The following is a 25,341-nucleotide window of genomic DNA, read 5'->3' on the forward strand; positions in this document are numbered from 1 at the left end:
TGAGAGATGGACGTGTCGTGGTCATGAAGCACTACTCCGCCGAGTTCAAGGCGGATGCGGTCGCGTTGTACGAGTCGCGGCCGGAAGCGACGATCAAGCAGGTTGCCGCGGACCTGGGGATCAACCCGGAGACCCTGCGGAACTGGATCCGGGTGGCCGGCTCCGGCTGCCCGCGGGGCCGCCGTTCGACCGCCCCGTCTTCAGCCCCGGTAGTGCCGTCGGCGCTGGAAGCCGAGGTCGCCGCCCTGCGACGGGAAAACGCCGAGCTGAAGAAGGAACGCGAGATCCTGCGCAAGGCGGCCCGCTATTTCGCGGCGGAGACGGGCTGGTGAACCGCTGCCAGTTCGTTGAGGACCACCAGCGCCGATACGGCGTGAAGCGGTTGTGCCGTGTGCTGGGCCTGGCCCGGTCGACCTTCTACTACTGGCGCCGGACGGCGTCGCTGCGGGCAGCCCGGCAGGCGGCCGACGCACGGCTTGCCACCCTGATACGCACCGTCCACCGAGCCTCGGACGGCACCTACGGTGTCCCGAGGATCACCGCCGAGCTTCGCGACGGGGGTGAGGTGGTGAACCACAAACGCGTCGCCCGGGTCATGAAGGCCATCGGCCTGGCCGGGCTCCGCCTGCGCCGCCGGCACCGCACCACCGTCCCCGACCTCACCGTCGCGAAGGTCCCGGCCCTGATCGGCCGCGACTTCACCGCCACCGACGTCAACACCAAGTACGTCGGCGACATCACCTATCTGCCGCTGAGCGGCGGGACGTTCCGCTACCTGGCGACCGTGATCGACCTCGCCTCGCGGCGCCTGGCGGGGTGGGCGATCGCCGACCACATGCGGGCCGACCTCGTCATCGACGCCCTGCATGCGGCCGAACGGACCCGCGGCAATCTCACCGGCGCCATTTTCCACAGCGATCACGGGGCCCAGTACTGCAGCCGGGCCTTCGCCGATGCCTGCCGCGAAGCCGGCGTCACCCAGTCCATGAGCGCGGTCGGCTCCAGCGCGGACAACGCACTCGCCGAGTCGTTCAACGCGACCTGCAAACGGGAGACCCTCCAAGGCCGCCGGGCCTGGGACACCGAGCACGAGGCCCACCTGGACCTCCTCCGCTGGCTCCACCGATACAACACCGTCCGACGCCACTCCCGCCTCGGACATCGCAGCCCCATCGCCTACGAGCGAGCACTCCGAACAACATCAACTACGCTGGCCGAATCCGCATAACCCGTGTTCAAGATCAGGGGTCAAGGCCCCTATCTGGCAGTTCCCGACCTTGCCCAGGGTGCCGGAGTACTGCCTGGCCACCCCGGGCGAGGACCTTCCGTCCTTCGGGAACCCGGTGTCGTCCACGGCCCACACCTGCGGCCGGACCACAGCCACCGCCCTGCGAGCCAGCCTGGCACGAACCGTGTCCACCGGCCAGGTCGACGAGGTCATGAACTGCTGCAATTGCTGGTGGTCCACACCCAGCCGACCAGCCATCGGCTGCATCGACTTCCGATGCCCGTCCAGCAGCAGGCCCCGCAGGTACAGCCCGCCCTTCCTCCGCTGATCAGCACGCGCCAAAGGCGCGAACACCTCCCCAGCGAACTCCTCCAACCGGGCCCTGCACGCCGCGAGTTCATCCGCCCTCATAACTGCAGGAAACCATCAAGGCGACCACTTGCCCAGATACGTAACAAAGCCCTACTAGCCACCCCCCAGCGTTGCGGGGGTGGGGCGGAAGGTGCGGCGGTATGCCTGGGGTGTGATCCCGATGGCGGCATGAAGGTGCTGGCGCAGGGAGACACCGGTGCCGAATCCGGCGCGGCCGGCGACCAGGTCGACGGGCCAGTCAGTGGTCTCCAGCAGGTGCCGGGCCAGGTCGACGCGCTGGCGGACGAGCCACTGGCCGGGGCTGGTGCCGACCTCGTCGCGGAAGCGGCGGGTGAAGGTGCGCACGCTGACGTTGGCGTGGGCGGCCATATCGGCCAGAGTGACGGGTTCGGCGAGGTGTTCCATGATCCACGCCTGTGTGGGGGCGGTGCCGGGGGCAGTGGGGTCGGGGACGGGGCGCTGGATGTACTGAGCCTGTCCGCCGTCGCGCCAGGGCGGTACGACGCACGAGCGGGCGACCTCGTTGGCGATTTCGCTGCCGTGGTCGCGGCGGACGATGTGCAGGCACAGGTCGATTCCGGCGGCGACCCCGGCAGAGGTGAGGATCTCGCCGTCGTCGATGAAGAGGACGTCAGGGTTGATGCGCGCGGTGGGGAACATGCGCTGCAGGCGGTCGGCTTCGCGCCAGTGGGTAGTGGCGGGGCGGCCGTCTAGCAGCCCCGCGGCGGCCAGCACGTAGGTGCCGGTGCAGATCGCCACGATCCGGGTTTCGGGGCGGATGGCGGCCAGGGCCTCGCGCAGGGGGTCGGGCAGGCGGCCCTCCTCGCGAATGGGGCCCAGCGCGTGGGAGGGCGGGATGACGACGGTGTCGACGGTGGTCAGCAGGGAGGCGTCGTGGGAGACGGTGAGCTGGTAGTCGGCCTCGGTGCGGACGGGGTGGCCGTCCAGGCTGCACGTGGTCACGGAGTAGAGCCGGTTGCCCGTGCCGTCGCGGGCGGCGCCGAAGATCCGCGCGGGGATGCCGAGCTCGAAGGGGACGACACCTTCCAGGGCCAGAACGCCAATGTGGTGCATGACCCGATCCTTTCACTCCATGGCCATCGGGCCACTACTGGGGGTCTTTCCTCCCAGGCAGTCTTAGGACGTGCCCAGGAGAAACGGCACGAACGACAAGAAACGCACTGCTGAAAAGAGCACGTCATCATGGACCAGGCCACCAGCCCCTCGACCATGCGCGCCGTCTCCCAGGACGCCGCTGGAGCCCCGGAGGTCCTCAAGACCGTCGAGACGCAGCGTCCGGTCCCGGGCCGGGGCGAGATCCTGGTCCGGGTGCACGCGGCAGGCGTGAACCCGGCCGACTGGAAGACCCGCGAGCGCGGCGTGTTCGCCACCGGAGCCAGGCCGCCGTTCACCCTGGGCTTCGACGTCGCTGGGGTGGTCGAGGCGGTCGGCGGCGGGGTGACACTCTTCGAGGTCGGCGACGAGGTGTTCGGGATGCCGCGCTTCCCGCACCCGGCGGGGGCCTATGCCGAGTACGTCGCCGCCCCGACCCGCCACTTCGCCCCGCGCCCCAACGGCCTGAACCACATCCAGGCCGGCGCCCTGCCGCTGGCCTCGCTGACCGCTTGGCAGGCCCTGGTGGACACCGCGAACGTCCAGCCCGGCCAGCGCGTCCTGATCCACGCGGCCGCCGGAGGCGTCGGCCACCTGGCCGTGCAGATCGCCAAGGCCCGCGGCGCGTACGTCATCGGCACGGCCAGCGCGGCCAAGCACGAGCTGCTGCGCTCGCTGGGCGCCGACGAGCTGATCGACTACCGCACCCAGGACTTCGCCGAGACCCTCCGCGACGTCGATGTCGTCCTGGACACCCTCGGCGGCCCCAACTGGGCCCGGTCCCTGCAAACGCTGCGGCCGGGCGGCACGCTGATCTCGATCCTGCCGCTGGACGACACCTTCCCCGCGAAGGAGGCCGAGGCGGCCGGTATCCGGGCGGTGTTCATGCTCGTCGAGCCCGACCATGCGGGGTTGCGCGAGATCACCTCCCTGGTCGAGGACGGCCACCTGCGCGTGATTGTCGACGCGGTCTTCCCCCTCGAAGAAGCCGTCCGGGCCCACACGCTGGGCGAGATCGGCCGCACCACCGGCAAGATCGTCCTCTCCATCGCCCCCTGACCCGCCCCGCAGCTTCTGCCCTGCGGCAGCCAGACCGCCGGCTCCCCGGCCTGCGTCAGGCAGGACCCATCCCACCCGCACGACACACACCACACAGAACGGAACCACCATGAGCACCATCACCGCCCAGGCCAGCACCCGTGACGTTGTCGACGCATTCTTCGCCCGCTTCGGCGAAGGCGACATGCCCGCCCTGCTGGACCTGTTCGCCGACGACATTGCCTTCCACGTCGGCGGCGCTCCCAACGTCCCCTGGGCCGGAAACCGCACCACCAAGGACGACATCGCCGCGTTCTTCGCCTCCTTCGGCCGGCACCTCACCCCCGCAAAGGAGTACGTCGTCGCCACGACCGTCGTCGATGGTGACCACGCCGTGGTCATCGGCCACAACCGCTTCGGGGTCCTGGCCACCGGCAAGACCTTCACCAACCACTTTGCCCTCCACATCACCGCAGCCGAAGGCAAGATCACCGGCTACCGCATGTACGAGGACAGCCACGCCATCAGCGAAGCCTTCACCTTCTGACCACACGTCGGCAACTACCGCACAGTGCTCCAGGGCACTGTCACGTTGACTGGCCGGGTGGGATGATCTTCTGGTTGGTCGTGCCGGGGAGAGATTCGTTCGTGTCGTCCGCGTCGCCGTCGTACAAGGGCCACCGGTACCCGGTGGAGGTGATCGCGCACGCGGTATGGCTGTACTTCCGCTTCCCGCTGTCCTTCCGCGAGGTCGAGGAGCTGATGCTCGAGCGCGGCGTCATCGTCTCCTACGAGACCATCCGCCGCTGGTCCGCCAAGTTCGGCCAGGCCTACGCGGACGGACTGCGCCGCCGTCGGCCACGGCCCGGGGACAAGTGGCACCTGGACGAGGTCTTCGTGAAGAACAACGGAGAGCAGAAGTACCTGTGGCGGGCCGTCGACCAGGACGGCAACGTGCTCGACATCCTCCTGCAGAGCCGCCGGGACAAGGCCGCGGCAGGACGCTTCTTCCGCCGCCTGATGAAGAAGACCCGTACGGTGCCGCGGGTGGTCGTCACCGACAAGCTCCGTTCCTACGGCGCGGCGCACCGCGAGGTCATGCCCTCGGTGGAACACCGTGCCCACAAGGGCCTGAACAACCGGGCCGAGAACAGTCATCAGCCTACCCGGCAGCGCGAACGTGCCATTAAGGGATTCCGCTCCGTCGGCGGGGCCCAGCGGTTCCTGTCCGCGTTCAGCGGCATCTCACCCCACTTCCGCCCTCACCGCCACCTGATGACCGCCTCCGACCACCGAGCCGAGATGACCGTCCGCTTCGCGATCTGGGACCAGATCACCGGCGCTGCCGGCCGGCCCACCACAGCCTGACCACAGGCCCGGACCGCGGGCCCCACCAGGCCACGACGCACCGTCAGGCACCTGCAACCCAACAACGTAACAGCACCCGTGAGGGTGTTCTCCAGGATCCACTGCTGTTCGGGTAGGAGCTGCTCCCACCCGAACCGCTGCACGTTTACCCACCGTCCGAGGTCCTTGCGCCCGGCCAGGTGGTGGGCAGTCCTCCGATCAGCGTCTCCGACGGCACCCCTCAGCCCTCGACGGGCGCGCGGTCGACCTCTACCTCACCGGTCGCCGAAGGTCACCTCCTTCGCGTCCTCGGCGTACTCGAAGTTGCCGGTGAAACCCCAGTTCTTCCAGCCGCCGTCCCCCTTGTTGGTGATGGTTCCGCTGTCGAGGGCGAACACATCGACACCGTCCACCACCGCAAGATGTTCGAGGCCGGACACCCCGGAGAAGGAGAGGTTGTTGAACGATTTCGCCACGATGATGTTCTTGCCGGGGAAGCTGCGGCTGTACTCGTCGATCAGTGAATGGGTCAGCTCGGCGTCGTCGCCCGGCACCTTGCCGGAGTAGTCGGTACCGGGGTACGGGCCGCCGTCCGTGTACTTCGGCGACTCGTCGTCGAAATTGACCGTGCCCGATCCGGTGGCAGTGGAATCGGCCTCCATTTAAAGTCAACCCGGGCAGCGAAACGTCTGCGCGAAACCGTGGCCTTCCTCAGGTGCGCTCCGCGATGAGCTGACGGCACAGGCGCGCGCGGTCTGCCAGCCCATCGCCCGCAGCCGAAAGTTCAGCCAACCCGCGCGAGGTCCGCCGCTGGAAGAGGGAGACAGAGAAGGGGCCGGCGGAGAGCCACTTGCGAGAAGCGACCCGGCACACCACCGGCCCCTGACCAACATCCACGCAGACGTCACCGCCAGCCGAGGAAGTCCCACCAGCGTAGCCCGTCCGCCGGAACACCCGAGAGAAGCCAACCGCCCGTGATCCCCCACAGCCGCCCCGTGATCAACGAAGCCGACATCGCCCAGCAGGCCGGCGTACCCATCGCCACCTGGCGGCGCCGCGACGCCCCCGCATTCCGCCAGCACGTGCCAACCCTCTTCCCCGACAGTCGCGTCCTGGTCTACGACCTCGCCCAGGCCCAGGCCCACCTCGACGGGCGGCCCATCCCCGCCCTGCCCACCCGCGAACACCCCGACGACCTCCTCAACGACGAGGAGGCCGCCGCCCTGCTCGACGTCGCGGCAAGCACCGTCCGCGCCTACGCGACCCAGGGCTACCTCCCGCCCGGCACAACCGTCTACAGCCTCCGACTCTGGGCCCGACGCGACGTCGAGAAACGCCGCAACGCCCCTCCCCGGCAGGGAAAGGGAGGCGGACGCCCCCCGGGCACAGGGAACGGGCCCCTCAAGGCCCACGCCTACGAAGGCGACCCCCGCCTGCGCACCGCCACCGAGGCACTCGAAACCGCCGAGGACGTCCCCCGTACCCGCCTCGCGGCCGCTCTCGCCGCCCAGTACGGCGGATCAACCCGTACCTGGGAACGGCTCCTCGCCCAAGCCCACCGCAGCTCCCCGTCCCGGTGACCTTCTTCTCCGTCCGCGCCCCGATCCGGGGCACCGTGGAGATCAGCAGCGAATGCGGGTCGCGCCGGTTCTCCAGCGACACCCCGTTCGGCATCAGGAAGCGCTCGGACAGTCGGCGGTACTGCTCACCGAGGTGCCGTACGAGGGCCTGGCGTCGGTGTTCGCGTTCAGGACCGGAAGCCGATGACTCCAAAGCCAGGCCGTCCCGCGGCGTGCCGCATCCAGCCGAGACACTGCATAACGGCCTCCACGACCTCAGACTCCAGCGGTGGCGCCTGGCCCGACTCGTCGACCGCCCGCTTGGTGGCCTCGAACTGCTCCAGCGCCTGTGCGATGTGATCGGGCGTCCACTCGCCGCAGCCCGGTATGAATGTGTACGGCAGAGGATCGGGCAGGTCGCTGTAGCTGAAGTCCTCAACAGACACGGCGGTGACGCCCAGAGCATTCAGGCCCTCGTCGACCACCGACAGCCAGTCACCCCGGTGCGGCGTAAAACGGTCGTTGTCCAAGAACGAGCCGGTGAGCGAACACAGCCGCTTGTAGGCGTAGCCGTACTGGAAGGCGTGGTCCCTATCCTCACTGAAGGGCTCGCCGTCGATGACCGCGCGCAGTGCCTCGTATGCCGTGGGGGCGCCTTCCTCGATCGCGTCGCTGAAATAGTCGTCGTCGCGTGCCAGGTCGTCCCCGAAGCCGTTGCGGATCGCCTCCAGCAACTGGTTGTCGCGGGATCCGACCAAGGCGCGCGTAGCGGCCACGTCGAGCAGGTAGACGCTCAGAGAAGAACTCATGGGACGAACCTAAGGGAAGCCGCTGACACTGCTGCGCGCGGGCACCGCCCGGCCAGGCAGGTCACGGCCCGGTGCAGTCTTCGAGGGCGTGCCGGTCATCATGACCACCGCGGAGGAGCGCGGAACGGTCGACGCGCTGCATGTCGTCGATGCCGGTCCGCCCCGCGGCTTCACCCTGAGTCACCCGGACCGGCGTCCTACGGCACGCTACGAGCGGCCAACCCGACCGCGTCCCGCTCGGAGGACAGAACCACGCCCACGATGTCGTTGGGCGCCAGGTCCTGATCCAGGACCTCGATCTCCAGGTAACGGAAGCCGTGGATGGTGAAGCTCGGTTCGAACCACTCACCCGGGGCGCCGATGATGACCTCGTCACGCTGGTACCACGGCTTTTTCCTGTCGCTCAGAATCCACTGCGTGTCCAGCTCGCCGTCAGGGCTGATGAGCTCGCTATAGGTGACGCGGACAGAGGTGCCCGCCCGGCCGGTGAGGCGCAGGCGCGCGACGCCGGCGAAGTTCTGCCCGAAATCAACCAGTTGGCGTCCCCTGGGGGATCGCCACACCGAAACCGGTGTCAGCTCTTTCACGGCAGTGACCGGTGGTACCTGCTCAGCGATCAGCTGCCGGGAGTGCGGGGAGAACGGACGCACCGGGCGCGACTGAGCGTGGTCATGAGGCTGACTCCACGGCGCAGGGATACGCAGATCTGCAAACTCACCGAACTTCGGGTCGGCACGCACGACGGGCCCGCGGCCCACGGTCCACGTGGCGTCCGTGCCCCACGTGCGTCGGGTTCCGTCGGCGAACTCCAGCTCCAAGTGCAGGTATGCCGCCAGTTCCGGCCCGTAGACGCAGCGGCGTGCGAGAAACCCGAGGCGGCCACGGAAACGCCCGTCGGCGACCACCAGGTGGAACAGATTCATGCCGGGGACGATCGCGCCGGCCGGGTCGTACTCGCGGTACTCGACCTCCTGCTCGAACGGCGTGAAGCGTGGCACCAGGCTCGCCCCGGTCAGGTCCTTGCCGTTGACCACCAGGCGGTACCAGCCCAGGGCCGAGGCGTAGGCGCGGGCCCGGACGACCCGTTCGGGAATTTCCAGGGCGGCCCCGAAGTAGAGCACCGGATCTTCGTCGGCTGCGTACGTCATCGAGTCCGTGATCCACTCGCCTTGCAGTACTCGAAGCGCGTAAGGAGACTCTGTCGGGGTCGTGGCCGGCGTGGGCGGCGGTGTCGGCCATCAGGGTGCGAATGGCGTAGTGGCAGCACAGGTGTCCCCAGATTTCTTGCTGGACAAGGTCGGGGGCCTTCGAGCGCAGTACCGCGCGGGGCCCGCGCTGGTGGGTCTTCAGCTCGTCGAAGGTGGTCTCGATTTCCCACCGTTGGGCGTAGGCGGCTGCGAGGTCCTCGGCGCCGGCCTCGGCAGGGTCGAGGATCGTGGTCAGCAGCCGGTATTCCTCGGGGTTGTCCCGGCCGTCATCGATCGTGTAGTCGATCACTCTGACCGTGAGTGGATCCGTCGTGGCCCGGTTCGTTCCCGATGTCGGGACGATCCGGGCCAGCCACGACCCGTCGGCCAGGGTTTCCAGGTACCGGGGCCTCAGGTTCGTCTTCACTCGCCAGAGCAGATCCGCGCCCGTGGCTGCGGCCTGTTGCCAGAGGCGGAACCCGTAGAAACCCCGGTCGGCCAGGACCAGCTGGCCCGGCTCCAGCCGCCCGACGAGCTGCCGGGACAACTCCATCTCCGACACACCGCACGGGCCGGTAACAGCGTCGAAGACCGCATGGGTGCCGCATTCAGCCAATGCCACCAGGCGGGCCTGCGGAAACGCGGCCCGCTCCCCTCGGCTTGAAGCGGGCCGCCCGAAGAACTCTGCGTTGACTGACGTGTCCGCCACGTCCAGGCACGTCCCATCGACCGCCACCAGACGACGCCCCGCCAGCCACGACCCCGGCGTGCCCGGCCCCGCCAGCGGACGTGCGACCCGCGCGAAGAGATCCCGCACCGGCTCGAACCCCAAACGAGACCTGGCCTGGAAGATCGCCGACTTCGACGGCGGCGGGAACGACTCGGACCACCCCGACGCCCACGACAGCCCGTCCGTGAGCTGCGCGAACACATCCTCGTACGAGTCATCGGAATACAGCGCCATCCCGATCGAGAAGTACGCCATTACCCGTGCGGGCAACGACCGGCGACGCCGCTCAGTACGCCCCGCCTCCTCGATCACCGCGTCAACCACGTCCGCGGGAAACACCCGCGTCAGCAACCCCACAGACACCAAATCCGACAACCGGACACCAGAAGACGGCTTCACCCAACCAGAACGCGGCATGCCCCCACAGTACCGCCCTGACCCTTAACTGAACGGTATTGGGTTTAAGCCAAGCTTAGCCTCGATCTTGCATGACGGTCCGTCGGTTCTTCCGTCGGGCCGTTTTGCTGTTGCGGATGTGCGAGGGCATGTTGGTGGCCCGGTTGTCGCGTCGGGTGGGCGCCGGGTTCCACTCCCGGGGTGGTCGTGCAGGTTGTTGGGACGGGTGAATTTACTGGTCAGCCGGGGTTCGGTAGGGCCTGGAGCCGGTCCATGGCGCTGGTGATCACGGATGTCCAGGGCCATCGGGCGGCCAGGCGGAGCCAGCGGCGGCGGCCGGTGTTCACGAGCTGGGCGGCGGCGGAAAACAAGCGGAGGCGGAGGCGCTTCGGCTCCCAACGGCGGGTTTCGCCTGTCAGGGCGAGCATCGGCATCCAGGCGAGGAGGTAGAGCGCGATGGAGACGATCTCCAGCCAGATCCGGTTCTGGGCTGTGTCGTGCAGGGGCAGGTTGCGCAGGCTGGTATCGCGGGCGTTTCGGATGCGGTCCTCGCAGCGGGCCCGCCTGCGGTGACGCAGTTCGAGGTCGGCGAGCTGGCCGCCCTTTGTGTTGGTCGCGAAGCAGGTCAGTCGCAGCCCGTCAACGTCGGTGAAGCGCAACTGGGCGCCGGGGTGTGGCCGTTCCTTGCGGACGATCAGCCGCATGCCCTTGGGCCAGGTGCTCAGGTCGGGCATGTCGGTGATCTCTGCGACCCAGGCGCCGGGCCGTTCGGTGCCGTCGGAGTCGTAGGCCGGTGTCCAGGCCCGTTTCGGGATCTTCAGCACAGCCTGGTGGATGGCGTCGGTGATGGTCATTCCGACCGAGTAGGACAGCCACCGGCCGCGGCGGGAGAGCCAGTCGAGGAAGGCGTGGGTGCCGCCGGCGGAGTCGGTGCGGACCAGCGTCTGCCGTCCCCGCCGCAGGTGTTTGGGCAGTTGGGCCAGGGCGAGGCGGGTGGTTTCGATGTGATCGCTCGCGGTGTTGGAGCCTGCGTTGCCAGGCCGCAGCAGCGCGGCCACCGGTTCCCCGGAACCGGCCTGGCCGTGGTCGACGAACGCAACGAGCGGATGGTGACCGAAGGTCTTCTTCCAGGTCGCGGTGGCGTCCTGCTTCTCGGAGTGCGCAAGCACCAGCACGCCGTCGATGTCCACGATCACGCTGCCACCGGCGGCCGGATTGTCTTCACCGGCCAACTCCCATACTCGCGTGCGCACTTCGGCTCGTGCCGCGCGGATCGCGGTGAGCGCCTTCGGCCCGGCCGCGGCGAGCGCGTCGATGAGCCGGGAGACCGTGGGGTCCGATGCCACTGGACCGAACACGTCGGCCTCGGCCCGCAGCATGGCGACATCAGCGAGGCAGTCCCCGCCCAGAGCCGTCGCGAGTGCGATATCCAGCAGGACCTTGCCCGGATCATGCATCGTCCGCGGCTTGCGCCAGGGCGCCAGCGCCGCCGATATCGCATCGTCCAGGCCCAACGTGCGGACCGTCTCGACCAGCAGCACCGCCCCGGCCTGCGAGACCGCCCCTCTGCCGCCGCCCTCGACGCGGACACGTGGGTACAACCCGATACGCTTACTCACCTGGAGAGTGCTTCTTTCCGTGCAGCCAACAGGACCCTAGACAAGTCCCATCGTTGCAGGTCAGAAGCACTCTCTGCTTATTTGATCAAGGCATGGACGAGCACGCTCATGAAAGCGCGAGGTTAGGGCTCGTAAAGAATCAACACGTTGCTTCACGGTCTCCCTGTCGTTGGTGTGGTGTGCGCATACCGAGTGAGGTTCGTGACCAACTTGCCCTGAGATTCGGAGTGTTGTTCCCTCATCTGAATGAGCGGCAGCAGCGGCTGGCGCTGGCCGCCGAGGCCCGGCTGCTGGGGCACGGTGGGGTCCGGGCCGTCGCGCGTGCCGCAGGGGTGAGCGAGACGACGGTGCGGAAGGGTGTCTTCGAGTTGGAGGGCGGTGAGGACCCACTGCCCGATGGCCGGGTCCGCCGGGACGGCGGCGGTCGCAAGAGCGCCGAGAAGCTTGACCGGCTGCTCGTTCCGGCGTTGCTGGCGCTGGTCGAGCCGGATGAGCGGGGGGATCCGATGTCGCCGCTGCGGTGGACGACCAAGTCGCTGCGGTCTCTGGCCGGGGAGCTGACGCGGCAGGGCCATACCGCGTCGGCGCCGACCGTGGGCAGGCTGCTGCGGGAGAACGGTTTCAGTCTGCAGGCCAATGCCAAGACCCTTGAGGGCGCTCAGCACCCCGACCGGGACGCGCAGTTCCGGTACATCAACGACCAGGTCAAGGACCATCAGGCGGAGGGCGAGCCGGTGGTCAGTGTGGACACGAAAAAGAAGGAAGTCGTCGGGGATTTCAAGAATGCGGGACGTCAATGGCGGCCGGCCGGTGAACCCGTGCGGGTTGACGTCCATGACTTCCCCAGCGATGCACTGGGCAAGGCCCTGCCTTATGGCATCTACGATCTGGCGGCGGACACCGGCTGGGTGAATGTCGGTACGGATCACGACACCGCAGCCTTCGCGGTCGAATCGATCCGCCGTTGGTGGAACGGGCAAGGACGCCTCGACTACCCGCAGGCCAGACGTCTGTTGATCACTGCCGATGCCGGCGGCTCCAACGGCTACCGCACCCGGGCCTTCAAGACCGAGTTGGCCGCGTTCGCCGCCCGGACCGGCCTGGCCGTCACGGTCTGCCACATGCCGCCGGGCACATCGAAGTGGAACAAGGTGGAGCATCGGCTGTTCTCCGCGATCACCATGAACTGGCGCGGCAGAGCGCTGAACAGCCACGAGGTCGTCGTGCAGTCCATCGCCGCGACCACCACCCGCACCGGTCTCACCGTCCACGCCGAACTCGACACCGGCACCTATCCCACCGGTGTGAAGGTCAGCGACACCGAGCTGAACGCGGCGCCGGTCACCGGACATGCCTTCCACGGCGAATGGAACTACACCGTGCACCCCCACCCCGCCAGCCCGGCAGACCCCACCAGGCCGACGCCCGGGCCGGCGGCGGTCTTCGACCGCGGTGCCCTGTCACATCCCGCGCTGACCGGCATGACCTGCACCGCACTGGCCGAGCTGACCGAGACCCTGACCCCTGGCTGGCAGGCGCTGCAGAAACAGGACCCGGCCACCCGACGCGACGGCGGCACCCGGCGCCGGGCCCCGGGCGGCGGCCGCAAAGCCAAACTCGACCTGGCCGACCGGGTCCTGGCCACCGTGCTGCAACAAAACCTCGCTCTGCCGCCTACCGTGCTGGCCCACCTCTTCGCCGTCAGCAAGGACACCATCCGCCACACCACCAGCGAGATCCGACGACTGATGGACCAGCACGCACACACCCCAGCCCCCAGCAGCACACCTCAGCACCCTGGCAGGACTCCTCGTCCACGCCACCGCACACGGCGCGACCCTCACGACAGAGACCAAACCAACGTGTTGATTCTTTACGAGCCCTTAGGGCTCGTAAAGAATCAACACGTTGCTTCACGGTCTCCCTGTCGTTGGTGTGGTATGCGCATACCGAGTGAGGTTCGTGACCAACTTGCCCTGAGATTCGGAGTGTTGTTCCCTCATCTGAATGAGCGGCAGCAGCGGCTGGCGCTGGCCGCCGAGGCCCGGCTGCTGGGGCACGGTGGGGTCCGGGCCGTCGCGCGTGCCGCAGGGGTGAGCGAGACGACGGTGCGGAAGGGTGTCTTCGAGTTGGAGGGCGGTGAGGACCCACTGCCCGATGGCCGGGTCCGCCGGGACGGCGGCGGTCGCAAGAGCGCCGAGAAGCTTGACCGGCTGCTCGTTCCGGCGTTGCTGGCGCTGGTCGAGCCGGATGAGCGGGGGGATCCGATGTCGCCGCTGCGGTGGACGACCAAGTCGCTGCGGTCTCTGGCCGGGGAGCTGACGCGGCAGGGCCATACCGCGTCGGCGCCGACCGTGGGCAGGCTGCTGCGGGAGAACGGTTTCAGTCTGCAGGCCAATGCCAAGACCCTTGAGGGCGCTCAGCACCCCGACCGGGACGCGCAGTTCCGGTACATCAACGACCAGGTCAAGGACCATCAGGCGGAGGGCGAGCCGGTGGTCAGTGTGGACACGAAAAAGAAGGAAGTCGTCGGGGATTTCAAGAATGCGGGACGTCAATGGCGGCCGGCCGGTGAACCCGTGCGGGTTGACGTCCATGACTTCCCCAGCGATGCACTGGGCAAGGCCCTGCCTTATGGCATCTACGATCTGGCGGCGGACACCGGCTGGGTGAATGTCGGTACGGATCACGACACCGCAGCCTTCGCGGTCGAATCGATCCGCCGTTGGTGGAACGGGCAAGGACGCCTCGACTACCCGCAGGCCAGACGTCTGTTGATCACTGCCGATGCCGGCGGCTCCAACGGCTACCGCACCCGGGCCTTCAAGACCGAGTTGGCCGCGTTCGCCGCCCGGACCGGCCTGGCCGTCACGGTCTGCCACATGCCGCCGGGCACATCGAAGTGGAACAAGGTGGAGCATCGGCTGTTCTCCGCGATCACCATGAACTGGCGCGGCAGAGCGCTGAACAGCCACGAGGTCGTCGTGCAGTCCATCGCCGCGACCACCACCCGCACCGGTCTCACCGTCCACGCCGAACTCGACACCGGCACCTATCCCACCGGTGTGAAGGTCAGCGACACCGAGCTGAACGCGGCGCCGGTCACCGGACATGCCTTCCACGGCGAATGGAACTACACCGTGCACCCCCACCCCGCCAGCCCGGCAGACCCCACCAGGCCGACGCCCGGGCCGGCGGCGGTCTTCGACCGCGGTGCCCTGTCACATCCCGCGCTGACCGGCATGACCTGCACCGCACTGGCCGAGCTGACCGAGACCCTGACCCCTGGCTGGCAGGCGCTGCAGAAACAGGACCCGGCCACCCGACGCGACGGCGGCACCCGGCGCCGGGCCCCGGGCGGCGGCCGCAAAGCCAAACTCGACCTGGCCGACCGGGTCCTGGCCACCGTGCTGCAACAAAACCTCGCTCTGCCGCCTACCGTGCTGGCCCACCTCTTCGCCGTCAGCAAGGACACCATCCGCCACACCACCAGCGAGATCCGACGACTGATGGACCAGCACGCGCACACACCCCAGCCCCCAGCAGCACACCTCAGCACCCTGGCAGGACTCCTCGTCCACGCCACCGCACACGGCGCGACCCTCACGACAGAGACCAAACCAACGTGTTGATTCTTTACGAGCCCTTAGGGCGTGCAGATCTTTTACCCGTGGCTTTCCGCTCGGTGGTTCGTTGGTCTGGCATGGGTGGGTTGGAAGAGCAACAGCCGTGTTGTCAGCCAAGTTCGGGGCGATTCTGCCGCATCTCGACGAGCGGCAGCGTCGTCTGTTGATAGGGGCGGAGGCCCGGTCGCTCGGTCACGGCGGGATCCGGGCGGTCGCCCGTGCCGTCGGCGTCCGGGAGGCCACTGTGTCGCTCGGGGTGCGGGAACTGGACTCCGGAGAGGCGCCGTTGGGGTGGGTTCGCCGGCCCGGTGGTGGCAACCGCCCGGCCGCGCGCAGCTCGTCGTTCTCGGCGGCCCGGCGGGCCGCTGTGCGGGCGTTCTTGGCCCAGACCCCGATCGGGTAGTCGGCCCACACCGCACTGGTCGACGGGAGGAAGTGGCCGTGGGCGGCGGTGTAGAGCCGGGCCGCGGCCACCCCGTCCGCCCAGGCCGCGTCCCGCTCGGCCCAGACCATCCCCAATGCCTCCAGCTCCACGAGGCGCTCCGCCTCCAGGGTGCCGTCGGTGTAGTAGCGACCGCGGTGCCGAGTGCCTCGGGCGGAAGGGTGAAGGGAAGCCGCAGATAGCGATCCAGAGCGCCGTCGGGAGAGAAGTGGAAGCCCGGAGTGAGGGCGAGGTTGCGCGTGGCCGCCAGGTCGGCCAACCGGCGGGGGGGGTGCCCCTATCTGTTTCGTCAACCCTGTCAGGGTCGGTTCGTGGGAGTTGGTGCTGGTTTTTGGGAACGTCCCGCGAAGCGGGACGTTCCCGGCGGATCGGGTGCCTGATGGGCAGCCCGGTGGCCGGCACGGCGGGGGTGGCCGTGCCGGTGCGCGCGTGATGGGGTCAGGAAGGGAGGGGCGGTGGTGCTGTCAGGCCGCGAGGCCGATGTCGCCGGGGGTTCGTGGTTCGTAGAGGGCCCCGGTGCGGATCATTGCGTGGATGACGTTCACACGTTGGCGGGCCAGGCGGAGGATCGCTTGGGTGTGGGTCTTGCCGCGTGCGCGTTGACGGTCGTAGTAGGTGCGGGAGGAGCGGTCGGATTTGCAGCCGATCGCGGCGAACGCGGCCTGGAAGAGGGCGCGTTTGAGGAGTCGGTTGCCGCGGTGGGGTGCGTGCTCGCCACGGATGGAGGTGCCCGAGGACTTGGTGGCGGGGGCGAGTCCGGCGTAGGAGGCGAGGTGTCCTGCGGTGGGGAAGGTGGTGCCGTCGCCGATGGCGACGATCACGGCGGCGGTGGTCCTGACGCCCATGCCGGGCATGGAGGTCAGGAGGTGGAAAAGAGGGAGGGCCTCCAGCAGGGCGGCGATCTCCTGCTCGGCCTGGCGGCGCTGGGTGTGGGCGGCGGCGAGCTGGGCGGCAAGTCCGGGCACGATCAGCGCGCTGGCCTCGGTGCCGGGCACGATGACGGTCTGCTCGGCAAGCGCGTCGAAGATCTCCGCGGTGAGGTGGTGGGCCTTGCGCGAGCCGTGCGCCTTGAGCAGGGCCTCGCAGCGGGCGTGGCCCAGTTTCTTCAGCCTGGCCGGGGAGCCGTGCCGTTCAAGGAGGGCCAGGATGTAGGGGTAGCCCAGCCGGGGGCCGACCACCCGCTCCAGGGTGGGATGGATCTGGGAGAGCAGGCCGCGCAGCCGGTTGGAGGTGCGGTTGACCTCGCCGGCCAGGTCGTTGTCGTAGCCGGTGAGCATGGTCAGCTCGGCCAGCTTCTCGTCGTCGCGGTCCACCGCGCGCAGGGTGTGCGGCATGGTCCGGGCGGTGTCGGCGATGACGAAGGCGTCGCGGGCGTCGGTCTTGGCTTCGCCCGGGTAGAGGTCGGCGGCCCGGCGCATCGAGAGTCCCGGCAGGTAAGCGACCCGGCAGCCGGTCGCGCGGGCCACGGTCAGTGGCAGCGCGCCGATGTTGGCGACCTGGTCCACGATCACCAGGACGGTGCCGAACTTGGCCCTGAGCTTGTCGAACAACTCCCGCAGGCGGGCCTCGGTGTTGGGCAGCTTCTTGTCGTGGACGGTCTTGCCCTGCCCGGTCAGGCCGCGGGCGTGGTGGAACTCCTTGCCCAGGTCCAGGCCGAGGAACAGACCTATGCCGGAGATATCGATGACGGTGTCGGCCATGCGCGATGCCCCTCTTCGGTCGTGCCTTTCGCATCCGTCCCGGCCGTCCCTGCGGCACCACACGCCGGCAACCACGTTACGCAGACATCCCGCCCGTGAAGAGGTCCGGCGTTGCACCGGACCAGGCAGTCGTCAGGCCCCTCATCAGCGGTCAAGCGGTGCCCCGAAGCCCGGCGGCAACACCCCCCAGGTCATCGACTTCGACAGGGGGCACACAGCCATACCGGACCCGGGGGCCAGGCGCCCCATTTCGGGGCCACAGAAAAGGTAACGGGGCGGCGTCGAGGAGCATGAGCCACAGGGACCGACCGCCCTGCGGGACCGGGAAACAACACCACGGAAGACCTGCGAGTCGCGCGACCAAGTAGTTTCTCTGGGACCTGAGTTGGGCGCGTCGGCGGCCGAGGACCGTCCGCTGGCGCTCCAGGAGCCGGGCGGCGACGAGCTGGTCGAACGGCGAGGGGGCGAGCGCGGCCGCGAGCGGGAGCGCCGCCAGCCGCCGGGTGACGTCGGGATGGGCCCGGATCCAACCTACGCGCAGGCCCGGCCACAAGGACTTGCTCAAGGAACCCACGTACACGACGTGCCGGTCACCGGCGCATGACGTGATACGCGGCGGCGGCGCGGCTCCCTCGCGCAGGTCCAAGTCCCGCATGGTCTCGTCGAAGACGACCAAGGTGTCGTGGGCGTGCAACCGCCGGCGCAGTTCGGCGCGCTCCTCCTTGCCCATCAACAGGCCCGTCGGGTTGTGGAAATCCGCGATCAGGTAAGTCAGGGACGGCCGGGCAGTCGCGAGAGTACGGTCCATGGCGGGGACGTCCCAGCCGGTGGGGGTGAGGGGCTGGGAGACCAGCCGGGCACCCGCGCCCCGGAACAGGGCGAGCGCGCCCGGATAGGTGGGGGAGTCCAGGACGACTCTGCTGTTCGGCCGCAGGTATGCCGCGCTGAGCAGGCTCAGCGCGACATCGGCGCCGCTGGTCAGCAGGAGGTGCCCGCTGTCGGTCGCGAGCCCTTGGGCCTCGTAGGCGTCGGCGATGGCTGTGCGCAGCGCCGACGGACCGGCGCCTTCAGAGGGGGCGCGCAACAGTGTGGCGGACAGCGTGTCGGTCGCTTCCCTCACGGCCTGGAGCAGTTCGCCGAAGGGTGCCGCGGGTTCCGCGATGGTGAGGTCCAGCGGTGCCCCGTTCTTGCCTGCTTCGCCCCGGTCGCTGGCCCAGGGCGAGAGGCGCTCGTGCAGCCGGGGCAGGGAGACGGTGCTGCCGGAGCCGGTCCGGGTAACGATCAGTTGCTCGGCGCGCAGGATCTGGTAGCCCATCGTCACGGTGCCCCGAGCGAGACCGAACTCGCCGGCGAGCAGGCGTTCGGCGGGAAGCCGCGCCCCGAGAGGAAGCCGACCGTCGCGGATGGCCTTCTCCACGGCATCGGCCAACCGTCGTGCGAGCGGTCCGTCGCCGGCGAGCCAGTTGCCGAGCAACTGGAAGAACCGTGACGCCGGGACGTGCCACACCGTGCCATTCACGTAGGCCACTTTATTGGGATTGGACCATGACCGGATGGATGGTCTCGCCCTAGCGTCGAGCCGTGACCAGCCACTACCGCATCAGTCCTGAAGACCACACGCCCCTGCACTACCGCCATGTCGATGTGTTTGCCAGCAAGGCGTTCACCGGCAACTCCCTTGCCGTCTTTCCCGACGTCCCCGGCCTCTCCGCCGCACAGATGCTCGCGATCACCCAGGAACTCCGGCACTTCGAGACGATCTTCCTGCGCGGTGAGGATGAGAGCCAGGACGTCACCGCCCGGGTGTTCGACCTCTTCGAGGAACTCGACTTCGCCGGACATCCGGTCCTGGGCGCGGCCGCCGTCCTTCACGAGCGTGACGGCGGCCGGGGCCTGCGGCGCTGGACGTTGCGCCTGGTCGGCGGGACCGTCGAGGTGACGACCCGGCGCACCGCCACCGGGTACCACGCGGAACTCGACCAGGGAGCGCCGGAATTCCTTGCGACTGTACCGGCGGAGGACAGGACGGAGATCGCCGCGGCGCTGAATCTGCCCACCCGGGCACTCGCCGACCTTCCCCTGTGTGTCGTCTCCACCGGCTTGCGCTATCTCATCGTGCCGGTGGTGGCGGGTCTGGCCGAGGCGAGGATCGTCCGCAGCGACTTCGCGGAGCTCGTCGGGCGGTACGGCGCGCAGTTCGCGTACGTGCTCGACATCGAGGCACTGGAAGGTCGCCACTGGAACAACGACGGCGTTCTGGAGGACATCGCGACCGGCAGTGCGGCGGGCTGCGTCGGCGCGTACCTGGCTCTGCACGGCGTTGTGCCCGTCGAGGAGGAGTTCACCCTGGGGCAGGGGCGTTTCACCGGCCGTCCGAGCCGGCTCACCGTCCTGCCGCAGGGACGCCCCGACGCGCTGCACAACATCCGGGTCGGCGGTGACGTGAGCATGGTGGCCCGGGGAACCCTGGACGCCCTGCCCGAGTGAGGACCATTGCCATGCCCAGCTTTCCCCTTCACACGGCCGACCGTATTCGCGCGGTCGTGGACCTCACCGACCTCGCGGAGCCGGTCGCCGACGCCTTCAACGCGTTCAGTACCGCCGACGGCGCCCGGGCGCCGTCGGCGGTACTGCCCGTCGCCGACGGCGGGGACTCCCATGTCAAGACCGCCCACCTGCACGTCATGCGGGATGCCGGCGCATCGGTGGGGCTGGTGTTTGCTCCATCCCGGACATGGCCGGGAGCGCGGTGAACTCGATGCTGGAGGGGTCGTGGGAGCCCTTCAGTTCTCCGGGAGGAACTCCAGGCCGATGTCGCTCGCCTTCAGTTCCTCGGCGAGCATGGCGAGTTCGATGCCGCGGCCGTGCCGCTTGTGCTCGTGGACGACGAGGGTCACGGCGACGCCGGAGGAGCGGATCTCCCCGGCGAGCTTCACGGCGGCCTCCAGCTCGGGGCGCCGGGTGGCGCGGGTGGAGATCTTCTCCGAGAAGACCCGCGTCACCCCGGTCTCGGCGAGGGAGTCAAGCTGTGCGTCGAGGGACTGCCGGGCAGTCGAGGCCCGTGCGTAGCCGAGACGGACGTGCCCGGCCGGTTCAGCGCCGGCGCTCACCGGCCGGGCAGCTCGGTCCACTCATGAAGCACCCGCCACTCCCGCTTTTGACTCCGACGTGGACATCGCTGCGACAAGCTTGAGACGCTTCACAAAATCTATAGACCGGTCTATTCTTGAGTCATGGATGGAACCAAGGGAGCCAGGACCAGCTCGCGGCTGGCGGAATCGATGCTGGAACTGATCCAGCGGCACGGCTATAGCGGCACGGGACTCAACACGGTGGTGGAGCACGCGGGTGCCCCGAAAGGGTCGCTCTACTTCCACTTCCCCCAGGGGAAGGAGGCCCTCGGAGAGAAGGCCGTCGAGCTGGCGGCCGCGCGATTTGGCTCTCTCGTCGCCGACTCGGCGCGAGGGTCGGCCACGCCGGGTGAGGTGGTACGCCGTGTGATCGACGAACTGGCCGGGATACTCAACGACAGCGGCTTCCAGCTGGGATGCCCGGTCTCGGTGGTGACACTGGAGATGGGTGCGCAGAGCGAACGTCTGCGAGACGCCTGCGCCCGTGCCTTCGAGTCATGGATCGCGCCGGTAAGTGACCTGCTCAGTGCGCACGGCCACCCTCGTCCCGTCGCCCGAGCCCTGGCGACAGCCGTGGTCAGCATGGTGGAAGGAGCGGTGATCGTCTCGCGTGCCCAGCGGTCCACCGAGCCGCTGCACTGCGCCGCCCAGGCGATCGCCGTGCTGCTGGAACAGAGCGCGGAGGCTTCGGCATGAGCCCGGAGGACCGGCATGCACTGGTGCTGGGTGCGAGCGGCTTCATCGGGCGCCACTTGGTACTCGCGCTCGGCCAGGCCGGCGTTCGAGTCAGCGCGGCCAGCCGGAGCCATGAGTCCTACCAGCGGCTGACTCGGTGGCTGGCCGGGCGCGGGTATGACCAGGTCCCGATCGACCTCCGGGTCGACTTCGCCAAGGCGTCACTGATGGACGGCGAGTGCGACGACATCACCGAGATCTACAACTGCGCCGGCGCCTACCGGTTCGGCATGTCGGTGGATGAGGCGCGTCGCGCCAACGTTGGCAGCGTCCGCGCGGTCGTCGCGTTCGGGGCGCGGCTGCCGAACCTGCGCCGCCTGGTTCAGGTCTCCGGATACCGCGTGGGCGGGCAGGACGCCGCCCCGTGGAGCGAGGAGTATCGACAGGAGACCTACCGGGCCCTGGGCGCCTACGAGGCGTCCAGGGCCGAGGCGGACGCCGTCTTCCAGGATCTGGCAGGGCAGTTGGGTGTCCCCTGGTCCATCGTCAACCCGGCCAGCGTAATCGGCGACAGCGCCACCGGGGAGTCCGACCAGTACCTCGGACTCGCCTCCAATGTGAAAGACCTCTGGCACGGCTCGCTTCCCGTGCTCCCGGGCAACGGGCACACGTTCGTCCCCGTGGTCGCGGTCGATTACCTCGCCCGTTTCATGACGCTGCTTCCGATGGACGAGGCCACCCACCGCACTGCGTACTGGACGCTGGACGACGGCACGCCCGCACTGCCCGACCTGCTCACGCTCATAGCGGAGCACTACGGGGTCAAGGCACCCAGGACACGGGTCCCGGTGTCCCTGCTCAAGCGGCTGCCCCAGTGGCTCACCAAGGCTGATCCGGAGACCGTGACGTTTTTGTCGACCGACCGCTACCCGACCGATTCGGCCCGTGCCTTCGCCGCCCGGCACGGGCTGGCCATGCCGGACACCGCCACGACGATCCGCCGCTGGGCCGACCACCTTGCAGCCCACCGCTTCGGCGACGCCCCCGCAGGTGACAGACGATTCACCAAGCTGGGCGGGATACGGACTTTCGAGCTCGGCAAGGCAGGCGCACCCACGGTGGTGCTGCCCGGTCTGCCGGTCAACGCCGACACCTGGGCGCCGGTCGTTACGGCGGTCGGGCACGCGCGCGCCGTCGACCTGCCGGGGTTGGGTATGAGCGCCGGACGCCGCGAGGACTGGCAGTCCTGGCTGACCGCGCTGGTCACCGAGACCGGTGCCCGTCACCTGGTGGGTCACTCCATCGGCGCCGCGGCCGCCGTCGACGCCGCGACCGCCCATCCCGATGCGGTGGATCAACTCACGCTGGTGTCACCGTTCTTCCTGCAGGGGCACCCGCCCCGCACCGCCAGGCGGCCGGCCCTGACCCGCTGGTACCTGAGGCGGACACCCCCCGAGGCGCTGGCCGAGCGGCTGACCGGCGCCACGGGCCACGCGGCCGCGCTCCGGTCGGCTGTCGCGGATCTTCGCCGCGGCACCGTTGGGGCCACCGCCGCCGGGCTTCTGGCCGCCACGGCGAACCCGCAGTGGCGTGCCGACCTCCAGGCCAAGCTGCAGCACTACCCAGGGCGTGTCCACATCGTCCTGGGATCCAACGATCCGCTCACCGCTGAGGGACAGTCGCTGCTGGACACCCTCCCGCACGCCACCGTGACAGTGGTTGCCGGCGCGGGGCACCATCCTCAGCTGACGCACTCAGAAGTCGTCGCTCAGGCCATCGGTTCGCAGACCGCCTTCCTGGGCTCGCACAGTGAACCCGGCGTCAGGGCGGCACGCGCACGACCGCGGTGACGAGGTGCTTGGCAGTCGAGGCAGTGCGACGAGCACGGCGGGTACGCCAACTGGTCCGCCTCCTAGGTGCGCGAAATGCTCCACGATCGCGGCGCGGTCGCGAGCGGCGCAGACACGCATCAGGTCGAGCGCCCGCCACGTTAGTCGTCCAAGGGTGGCGATGAGGTCGGCGAAGTCCTTCATCGTGTCTCCACGGTCAAATGGGCGACGGCCTCCGCCGGGGCTTGGGGGCGGGGCACTATGATCCCCAGGTCGAGGCGCTTGTCCATGTCGGAGTGATCGTCAAGGCCTGCGGATCGGTGGCTTTCTGCGGAGTCTGACTTTGGTGACGCTATGACCGGGCTGAGTTTCTCAGGCGAGGCCCTTGAAGAAGTCCGAGATCACGGTGTGCAGGGCTTCAGGCTGTTCCAGGTGCAGGTCGTGGCGGGTGCCGGGGATGCTCATGGCCATGGTGGCGGGTCGCTGCCGGAGCATTTCGTCGGCTTCCTGCGCGGGGATGAAGCTGGTTTGGGCCAGGACGACCAGGGTGGGGCATGCGACCTGACCCCACTCGTGATGGAAGGAACGCTGGGCGTTCTCCGCCAGCGAGCGGACCATCACGTCCCGGTCGAAGCGAGGCCACCATCCGCCCTCGCGTTCCTCCAGCCCGGCCGCCCAGCCTGCGCCGACTGGTCCGCCGCCGAGGAACGCGGCTGCCGCTTCGCGTGAGGGGAACGGTGTCGGCCATGAGTCGAGCCATCCGCCGATGTCCGCGGGGCCGTTCGGGTTTGCCCCGCAGGGCCGGCCTCGACGAGCACGAGCGCGCGGACGAGCCCGGTATGTGCGGCGGCGGTGAGCATGGCGGTGTGCCCGCCCAGCGATTGGCCGACCAGGACGGGCCGCGGCAGCGCCAGCTGATCGACAACGGCGATGACGTCGGCGACGTAGGCGGCGCGGGAGACGTCCCGCGGGTGACGCTCGCTGGCGCCGTGCCCGCGCTGGTCGACCGCGACGACCCGATACCCGGAGCTCAAGCGTTGTGCCAGCACGTCCCATTCACCCGTGTGACCGGCCAAGCCGTGCAGCAGCACGATGGGCTGTCCCGGCCCGCCCCAGTCCCGGCAGGTAAGCCGGACGCCGTCTCGCACCACTACGTGTTCAGACCATGCCACGTCGGCCCCCAGGTAATCGGCTGGCGTCGGCCGTTCGACGAGCCGGCCGCGTTCGAAGCGGGCGCCTGCCCGGACGAGGGCGACGAGGTAGGGCGCATTCACCGCCCGCCACCGCTGCCGGGCGGACTCGACCAGCTTGAAGACCATCGCCAGGGCGGCGGTGCGGGAGCCGGTCCCGCGGGTGACCTTGGTCCGCAGCCGGACCGTGGCGAACGTGGACTCGATCGGATTCGTGGTCCGCAGATGCATCCAGTGCTCGGCCGGGAACGCGTAAAACGTCAGCAGCTCGGCCTGGTCGTCGGTGATCTTCATGACGGCCTTGGGGAACTTCGCCCCGTAGAGCTGCACGAACGTTTTGATCGCCGCCTCAGCGTGCTGCATGTCCTCCGCGCTGTAGATGTCCTGGATGGCCTTCTTCGCGCCCGGCTGCGCGGACTTCGGTAGGGAGTCGAGCACGTTTGCGGTTTTGTGAACCCAGCACCTCTGCTCGCGGTGGTGGGGAAACACCTCGGCCAGCGCCTTCCAGAAGCCCAGGGCACCGTCCCCGACCGCTAGCACCGGGGCGCGCATGCCCCAGCGGGCGCAGTCCCGCATCAGGTCGGCCCACGACTCACCGGACTCGCGGTAACCATCCTTGAGCGCGACCAGCTGCTTGGAACCGTCGGCGCGGACCCCGATGAGCACCAGGACGCAGGCTTTGGCCTCCTTCAGGCGGACGTTGAGGTGGATGCCGTCGGCCCACATGTACACATAGTCGACCTCGGACAGATCACGGTCCATGAACGCGGCGTGATCGGCCTGCCACTGCTGGGTCAGCCGGGTGACCGTCGCCGGAGAGAGCCCGGCGGAGGAGCCGAGGAACTGCTGGCGGGCACGAAGTCGCCGGAGGACATGGTCAGGCGTCCGTCCCGCTTGAAGCGGTGCCCGGTGCGCAGGGCGGTGCACTTGGTGGGGTCCCGGCACCGGCGGCGGGAGGGACGGTGCCGGAGATGTCGGGGACACCCGCGAAGCGGCAACGGATCTCCCGCCAGGCGGTCTCCGTCGGTCTTCAGGATCTGGCCCGGGTGGCTGGCTGCTGCGGAACGATCGCGGGGTAGCCCGCAAGGCTGGGGGCGCAGGTTGATTGTAGTGATGGGCGGGGAACACAGGGGCAGCCCAGGGGAGTCTACGCAGGCCGCGAGGAGAATGTCCTGGCCGATGGCGCGGCCCATCATCTGAAGGGCGTGCTGGGCGATTTGGGCGGTGCCATCGGGGCCACAGATGAGTGCGTCGGTGCCGGGACGGTCCATCGGGGACCATTTTGCAACCAAATGAGGATGAGGAAGGAGAGACGAGCCCCGGTAACCCGCGGCCGGGTCCGTCGGCATG

The 25,341-nt window shown here is 68.9% G+C and carries 22 protein-coding genes and 4 pseudogenes; 11 read left to right on the forward strand and 15 right to left on the reverse strand.

Going from position 1 to position 25,341, the window contains the following annotated elements; translation table 11 throughout:
- Positions 1-17 precede the first annotated feature (17 nt).
- A protein-coding gene (locus OG978_RS46755) for an IS3 family transposase (RefSeq protein WP_326769883.1) occupies positions 18-1,228 on the forward strand; the annotation gives its coding sequence in 2 pieces (ribosomal slippage) (positions 18-312 and positions 312-1,228; 1,212 coding nt in all).
- A gap of 27 nt (positions 1,229-1,255) precedes the next feature.
- Here OG978_RS46755 and OG978_RS46760 read toward each other — a convergent pair.
- A pseudogene (locus OG978_RS46760) lies at positions 1,256-1,639 on the reverse strand (transposase); the annotation flags it as partial.
- 54 nt (positions 1,640-1,693) lie between these two features.
- Entirely contained in the window at positions 1,694-2,674 is a 981-nt protein-coding gene (locus OG978_RS46765) for a GlxA family transcriptional regulator (RefSeq protein ID WP_326763320.1), read from the reverse strand.
- Between the two features lie 129 nt (positions 2,675-2,803).
- Between OG978_RS46765 and OG978_RS46770 the strand changes: the two genes are divergently transcribed.
- From OG978_RS46770 to OG978_RS46780, 3 genes are all read left to right on the forward strand, one after another.
- Positions 2,804-3,772 (forward strand): NADP-dependent oxidoreductase, encoded by a 969-nt coding sequence (locus OG978_RS46770; RefSeq protein WP_326763319.1) that lies wholly within the window; start codon positions 2,804-2,806, stop codon positions 3,770-3,772.
- Positions 3,773-3,881: 109 nt separating this feature from the next.
- Positions 3,882-4,298, forward strand: a complete 417-nt coding sequence (locus OG978_RS46775) for a nuclear transport factor 2 family protein (protein WP_326763318.1) — start codon at positions 3,882-3,884, stop codon at positions 4,296-4,298.
- 62 nt (positions 4,299-4,360) lie between these two features.
- Positions 4,361-5,119 carry an IS6 family transposase gene (locus OG978_RS46780; RefSeq protein ID WP_326763317.1) on the forward strand — a complete coding sequence of 253 codons (759 nt, stop codon included), beginning with the start codon at positions 4,361-4,363 and terminating at the stop codon, positions 5,117-5,119.
- A 254-nt stretch (positions 5,120-5,373) separates the two neighbouring features.
- On the opposite strand, the gene OG978_RS46785 is transcribed toward OG978_RS46780, so the two are convergent.
- Positions 5,374-5,760, reverse strand: coding sequence for a hypothetical protein (locus OG978_RS46785; protein ID WP_326763316.1), 387 nt, complete (start codon positions 5,758-5,760; stop codon positions 5,374-5,376).
- 333 nt (positions 5,761-6,093) lie between these two features.
- Here OG978_RS46785 and OG978_RS46790 point away from each other — a divergent pair, with 333 nt between their 5' ends.
- Positions 6,094-6,678, forward strand: coding sequence for a DNA-binding protein (locus OG978_RS46790; protein WP_326763315.1), 585 nt, complete (start codon positions 6,094-6,096; stop codon positions 6,676-6,678).
- 167 nt (positions 6,679-6,845) lie between these two features.
- On the opposite strand, the gene OG978_RS46795 is transcribed toward OG978_RS46790, so the two are convergent.
- The 5 genes and pseudogenes from OG978_RS46795 to OG978_RS46815 form a co-directional block, all read right to left on the reverse strand.
- Positions 6,846-7,466 carry a DUF7691 family protein gene (locus OG978_RS46795; RefSeq protein WP_326763314.1) on the reverse strand — a complete coding sequence of 207 codons (621 nt, stop codon included), beginning with the start codon at positions 7,464-7,466 and terminating at the stop codon, positions 6,846-6,848.
- 61 nt (positions 7,467-7,527) lie between these two features.
- Positions 7,528-7,650, reverse strand: a complete 123-nt coding sequence (locus OG978_RS46800; RefSeq protein ID WP_326763313.1) for a hypothetical protein — start codon at positions 7,648-7,650, stop codon at positions 7,528-7,530.
- A 13-nt stretch (positions 7,651-7,663) separates the two neighbouring features.
- A complete protein-coding gene (locus OG978_RS46805) occupies positions 7,664-8,614 on the reverse strand; it encodes a family 78 glycoside hydrolase catalytic domain (RefSeq protein WP_326763312.1) in 951 nt (316 codons plus the stop codon).
- A 16-nt stretch (positions 8,615-8,630) separates the two neighbouring features.
- Positions 8,631-9,800, reverse strand: a pseudogene (locus OG978_RS46810) (IS4 family transposase); the annotation flags it as partial.
- Positions 9,801-10,018: 218 nt separating this feature from the next.
- A complete protein-coding gene (locus OG978_RS46815) occupies positions 10,019-11,398 on the reverse strand; it encodes an IS1380 family transposase (protein ID WP_326769875.1) in 1,380 nt (459 codons plus the stop codon).
- 185 nt (positions 11,399-11,583) lie between these two features.
- Between OG978_RS46815 and OG978_RS46820 the strand changes: the two genes are divergently transcribed.
- Together OG978_RS46820 and OG978_RS46825 are read left to right on the forward strand one after the other, a co-directional pair.
- Complete coding sequence (locus OG978_RS46820) at positions 11,584-15,030, forward strand: ISAzo13 family transposase (RefSeq protein ID WP_326770305.1); 3,447 nt, start codon at positions 11,584-11,586, stop codon at positions 15,028-15,030.
- Between the two features lie 97 nt (positions 15,031-15,127).
- Positions 15,128-15,352, forward strand: a pseudogene (locus tag OG978_RS46825) (ISAzo13 family transposase); the annotation flags it as partial.
- Positions 15,353-15,930: 578 nt separating this feature from the next.
- On the opposite strand, the gene OG978_RS46830 reads toward OG978_RS46825, so the two are convergent.
- A complete protein-coding gene (locus OG978_RS46830; protein ID WP_326763311.1) occupies positions 15,931-17,166 on the reverse strand; it encodes an IS110 family transposase in 1,236 nt (411 codons plus the stop codon).
- A 151-nt stretch (positions 17,167-17,317) separates the two neighbouring features.
- Positions 17,318-18,685, reverse strand: coding sequence for an aminotransferase-like domain-containing protein (gene yczR, locus OG978_RS46835; RefSeq protein WP_326763310.1), 1,368 nt, complete (start codon positions 18,683-18,685; stop codon positions 17,318-17,320).
- Between the two features lie 62 nt (positions 18,686-18,747).
- On the opposite strand from yczR, the gene OG978_RS46840 reads away from it, so the two are divergent.
- Together OG978_RS46840 and OG978_RS46845 are read left to right on the forward strand one after the other, a co-directional pair.
- Complete coding sequence (locus tag OG978_RS46840) at positions 18,748-19,653, forward strand: PhzF family phenazine biosynthesis protein (protein WP_326763309.1); 906 nt, start codon at positions 18,748-18,750, stop codon at positions 19,651-19,653.
- A gap of 11 nt (positions 19,654-19,664) precedes the next feature.
- Positions 19,665-19,919: a hypothetical protein gene (locus tag OG978_RS46845; RefSeq protein ID WP_326763308.1), complete on the forward strand. Its 255-nt coding sequence runs from the start codon at positions 19,665-19,667 to the stop codon at positions 19,917-19,919.
- Positions 19,920-19,949: 30 nt separating this feature from the next.
- Here the strand turns inward: OG978_RS46845 and OG978_RS46850 are convergent, their stop codons facing one another.
- Positions 19,950-20,276, reverse strand: coding sequence for a recombinase family protein (locus OG978_RS46850; RefSeq protein WP_326763307.1), 327 nt, complete (start codon positions 20,274-20,276; stop codon positions 19,950-19,952).
- 123 nt (positions 20,277-20,399) lie between these two features.
- On the opposite strand from OG978_RS46850, the gene OG978_RS46855 reads away from it, so the two are divergent.
- Together OG978_RS46855 and OG978_RS46860 are read left to right on the forward strand one after the other, a co-directional pair.
- A complete protein-coding gene (locus tag OG978_RS46855) occupies positions 20,400-20,993 on the forward strand; it encodes a TetR/AcrR family transcriptional regulator (RefSeq protein ID WP_326763306.1) in 594 nt (197 codons plus the stop codon).
- Complete coding sequence (locus tag OG978_RS46860; protein ID WP_326763305.1) at positions 20,990-22,822, forward strand: alpha/beta fold hydrolase; 1,833 nt, start codon at positions 20,990-20,992, stop codon at positions 22,820-22,822. Before OG978_RS46855 ends, OG978_RS46860 begins: the two co-directional genes overlap by 4 nt.
- A gap of 351 nt (positions 22,823-23,173) precedes the next feature.
- On the opposite strand, the gene OG978_RS46865 is transcribed toward OG978_RS46860, so the two are convergent.
- From OG978_RS46865 to OG978_RS48775, 4 genes and pseudogenes are all read right to left on the reverse strand, one after another.
- A complete protein-coding gene (locus tag OG978_RS46865) occupies positions 23,174-23,422 on the reverse strand; it encodes an alpha/beta fold hydrolase (RefSeq protein ID WP_326763304.1) in 249 nt (82 codons plus the stop codon).
- Positions 23,419-23,973 carry an alpha/beta fold hydrolase gene (locus tag OG978_RS46870; protein WP_326770306.1) on the reverse strand — a complete coding sequence of 185 codons (555 nt, stop codon included), beginning with the start codon at positions 23,971-23,973 and terminating at the stop codon, positions 23,419-23,421. Before OG978_RS46870 ends, OG978_RS46865 begins: the two co-directional genes overlap by 4 nt.
- Positions 23,974-23,988: 15 nt before the next feature.
- A pseudogene (locus OG978_RS46875) lies at positions 23,989-24,846 on the reverse strand (IS256 family transposase); the annotation flags it as partial.
- Positions 24,786-25,340 (reverse strand): substrate-binding domain-containing protein, encoded by a 555-nt coding sequence (locus OG978_RS48775; protein WP_442817632.1) that lies wholly within the window; start codon positions 25,338-25,340, stop codon positions 24,786-24,788. The gene OG978_RS48775 and the pseudogene OG978_RS46875, both read right to left, overlap by 61 nt.
- Between the last annotated feature and the right edge of the window lies 1 nt (position 25,341).

This window comes from Streptomyces sp. NBC_01591 (assembly GCF_035918155.1).
Classification (GTDB): Bacteria; Actinomycetota; Actinomycetes; order Streptomycetales; family Streptomycetaceae; genus Streptomyces.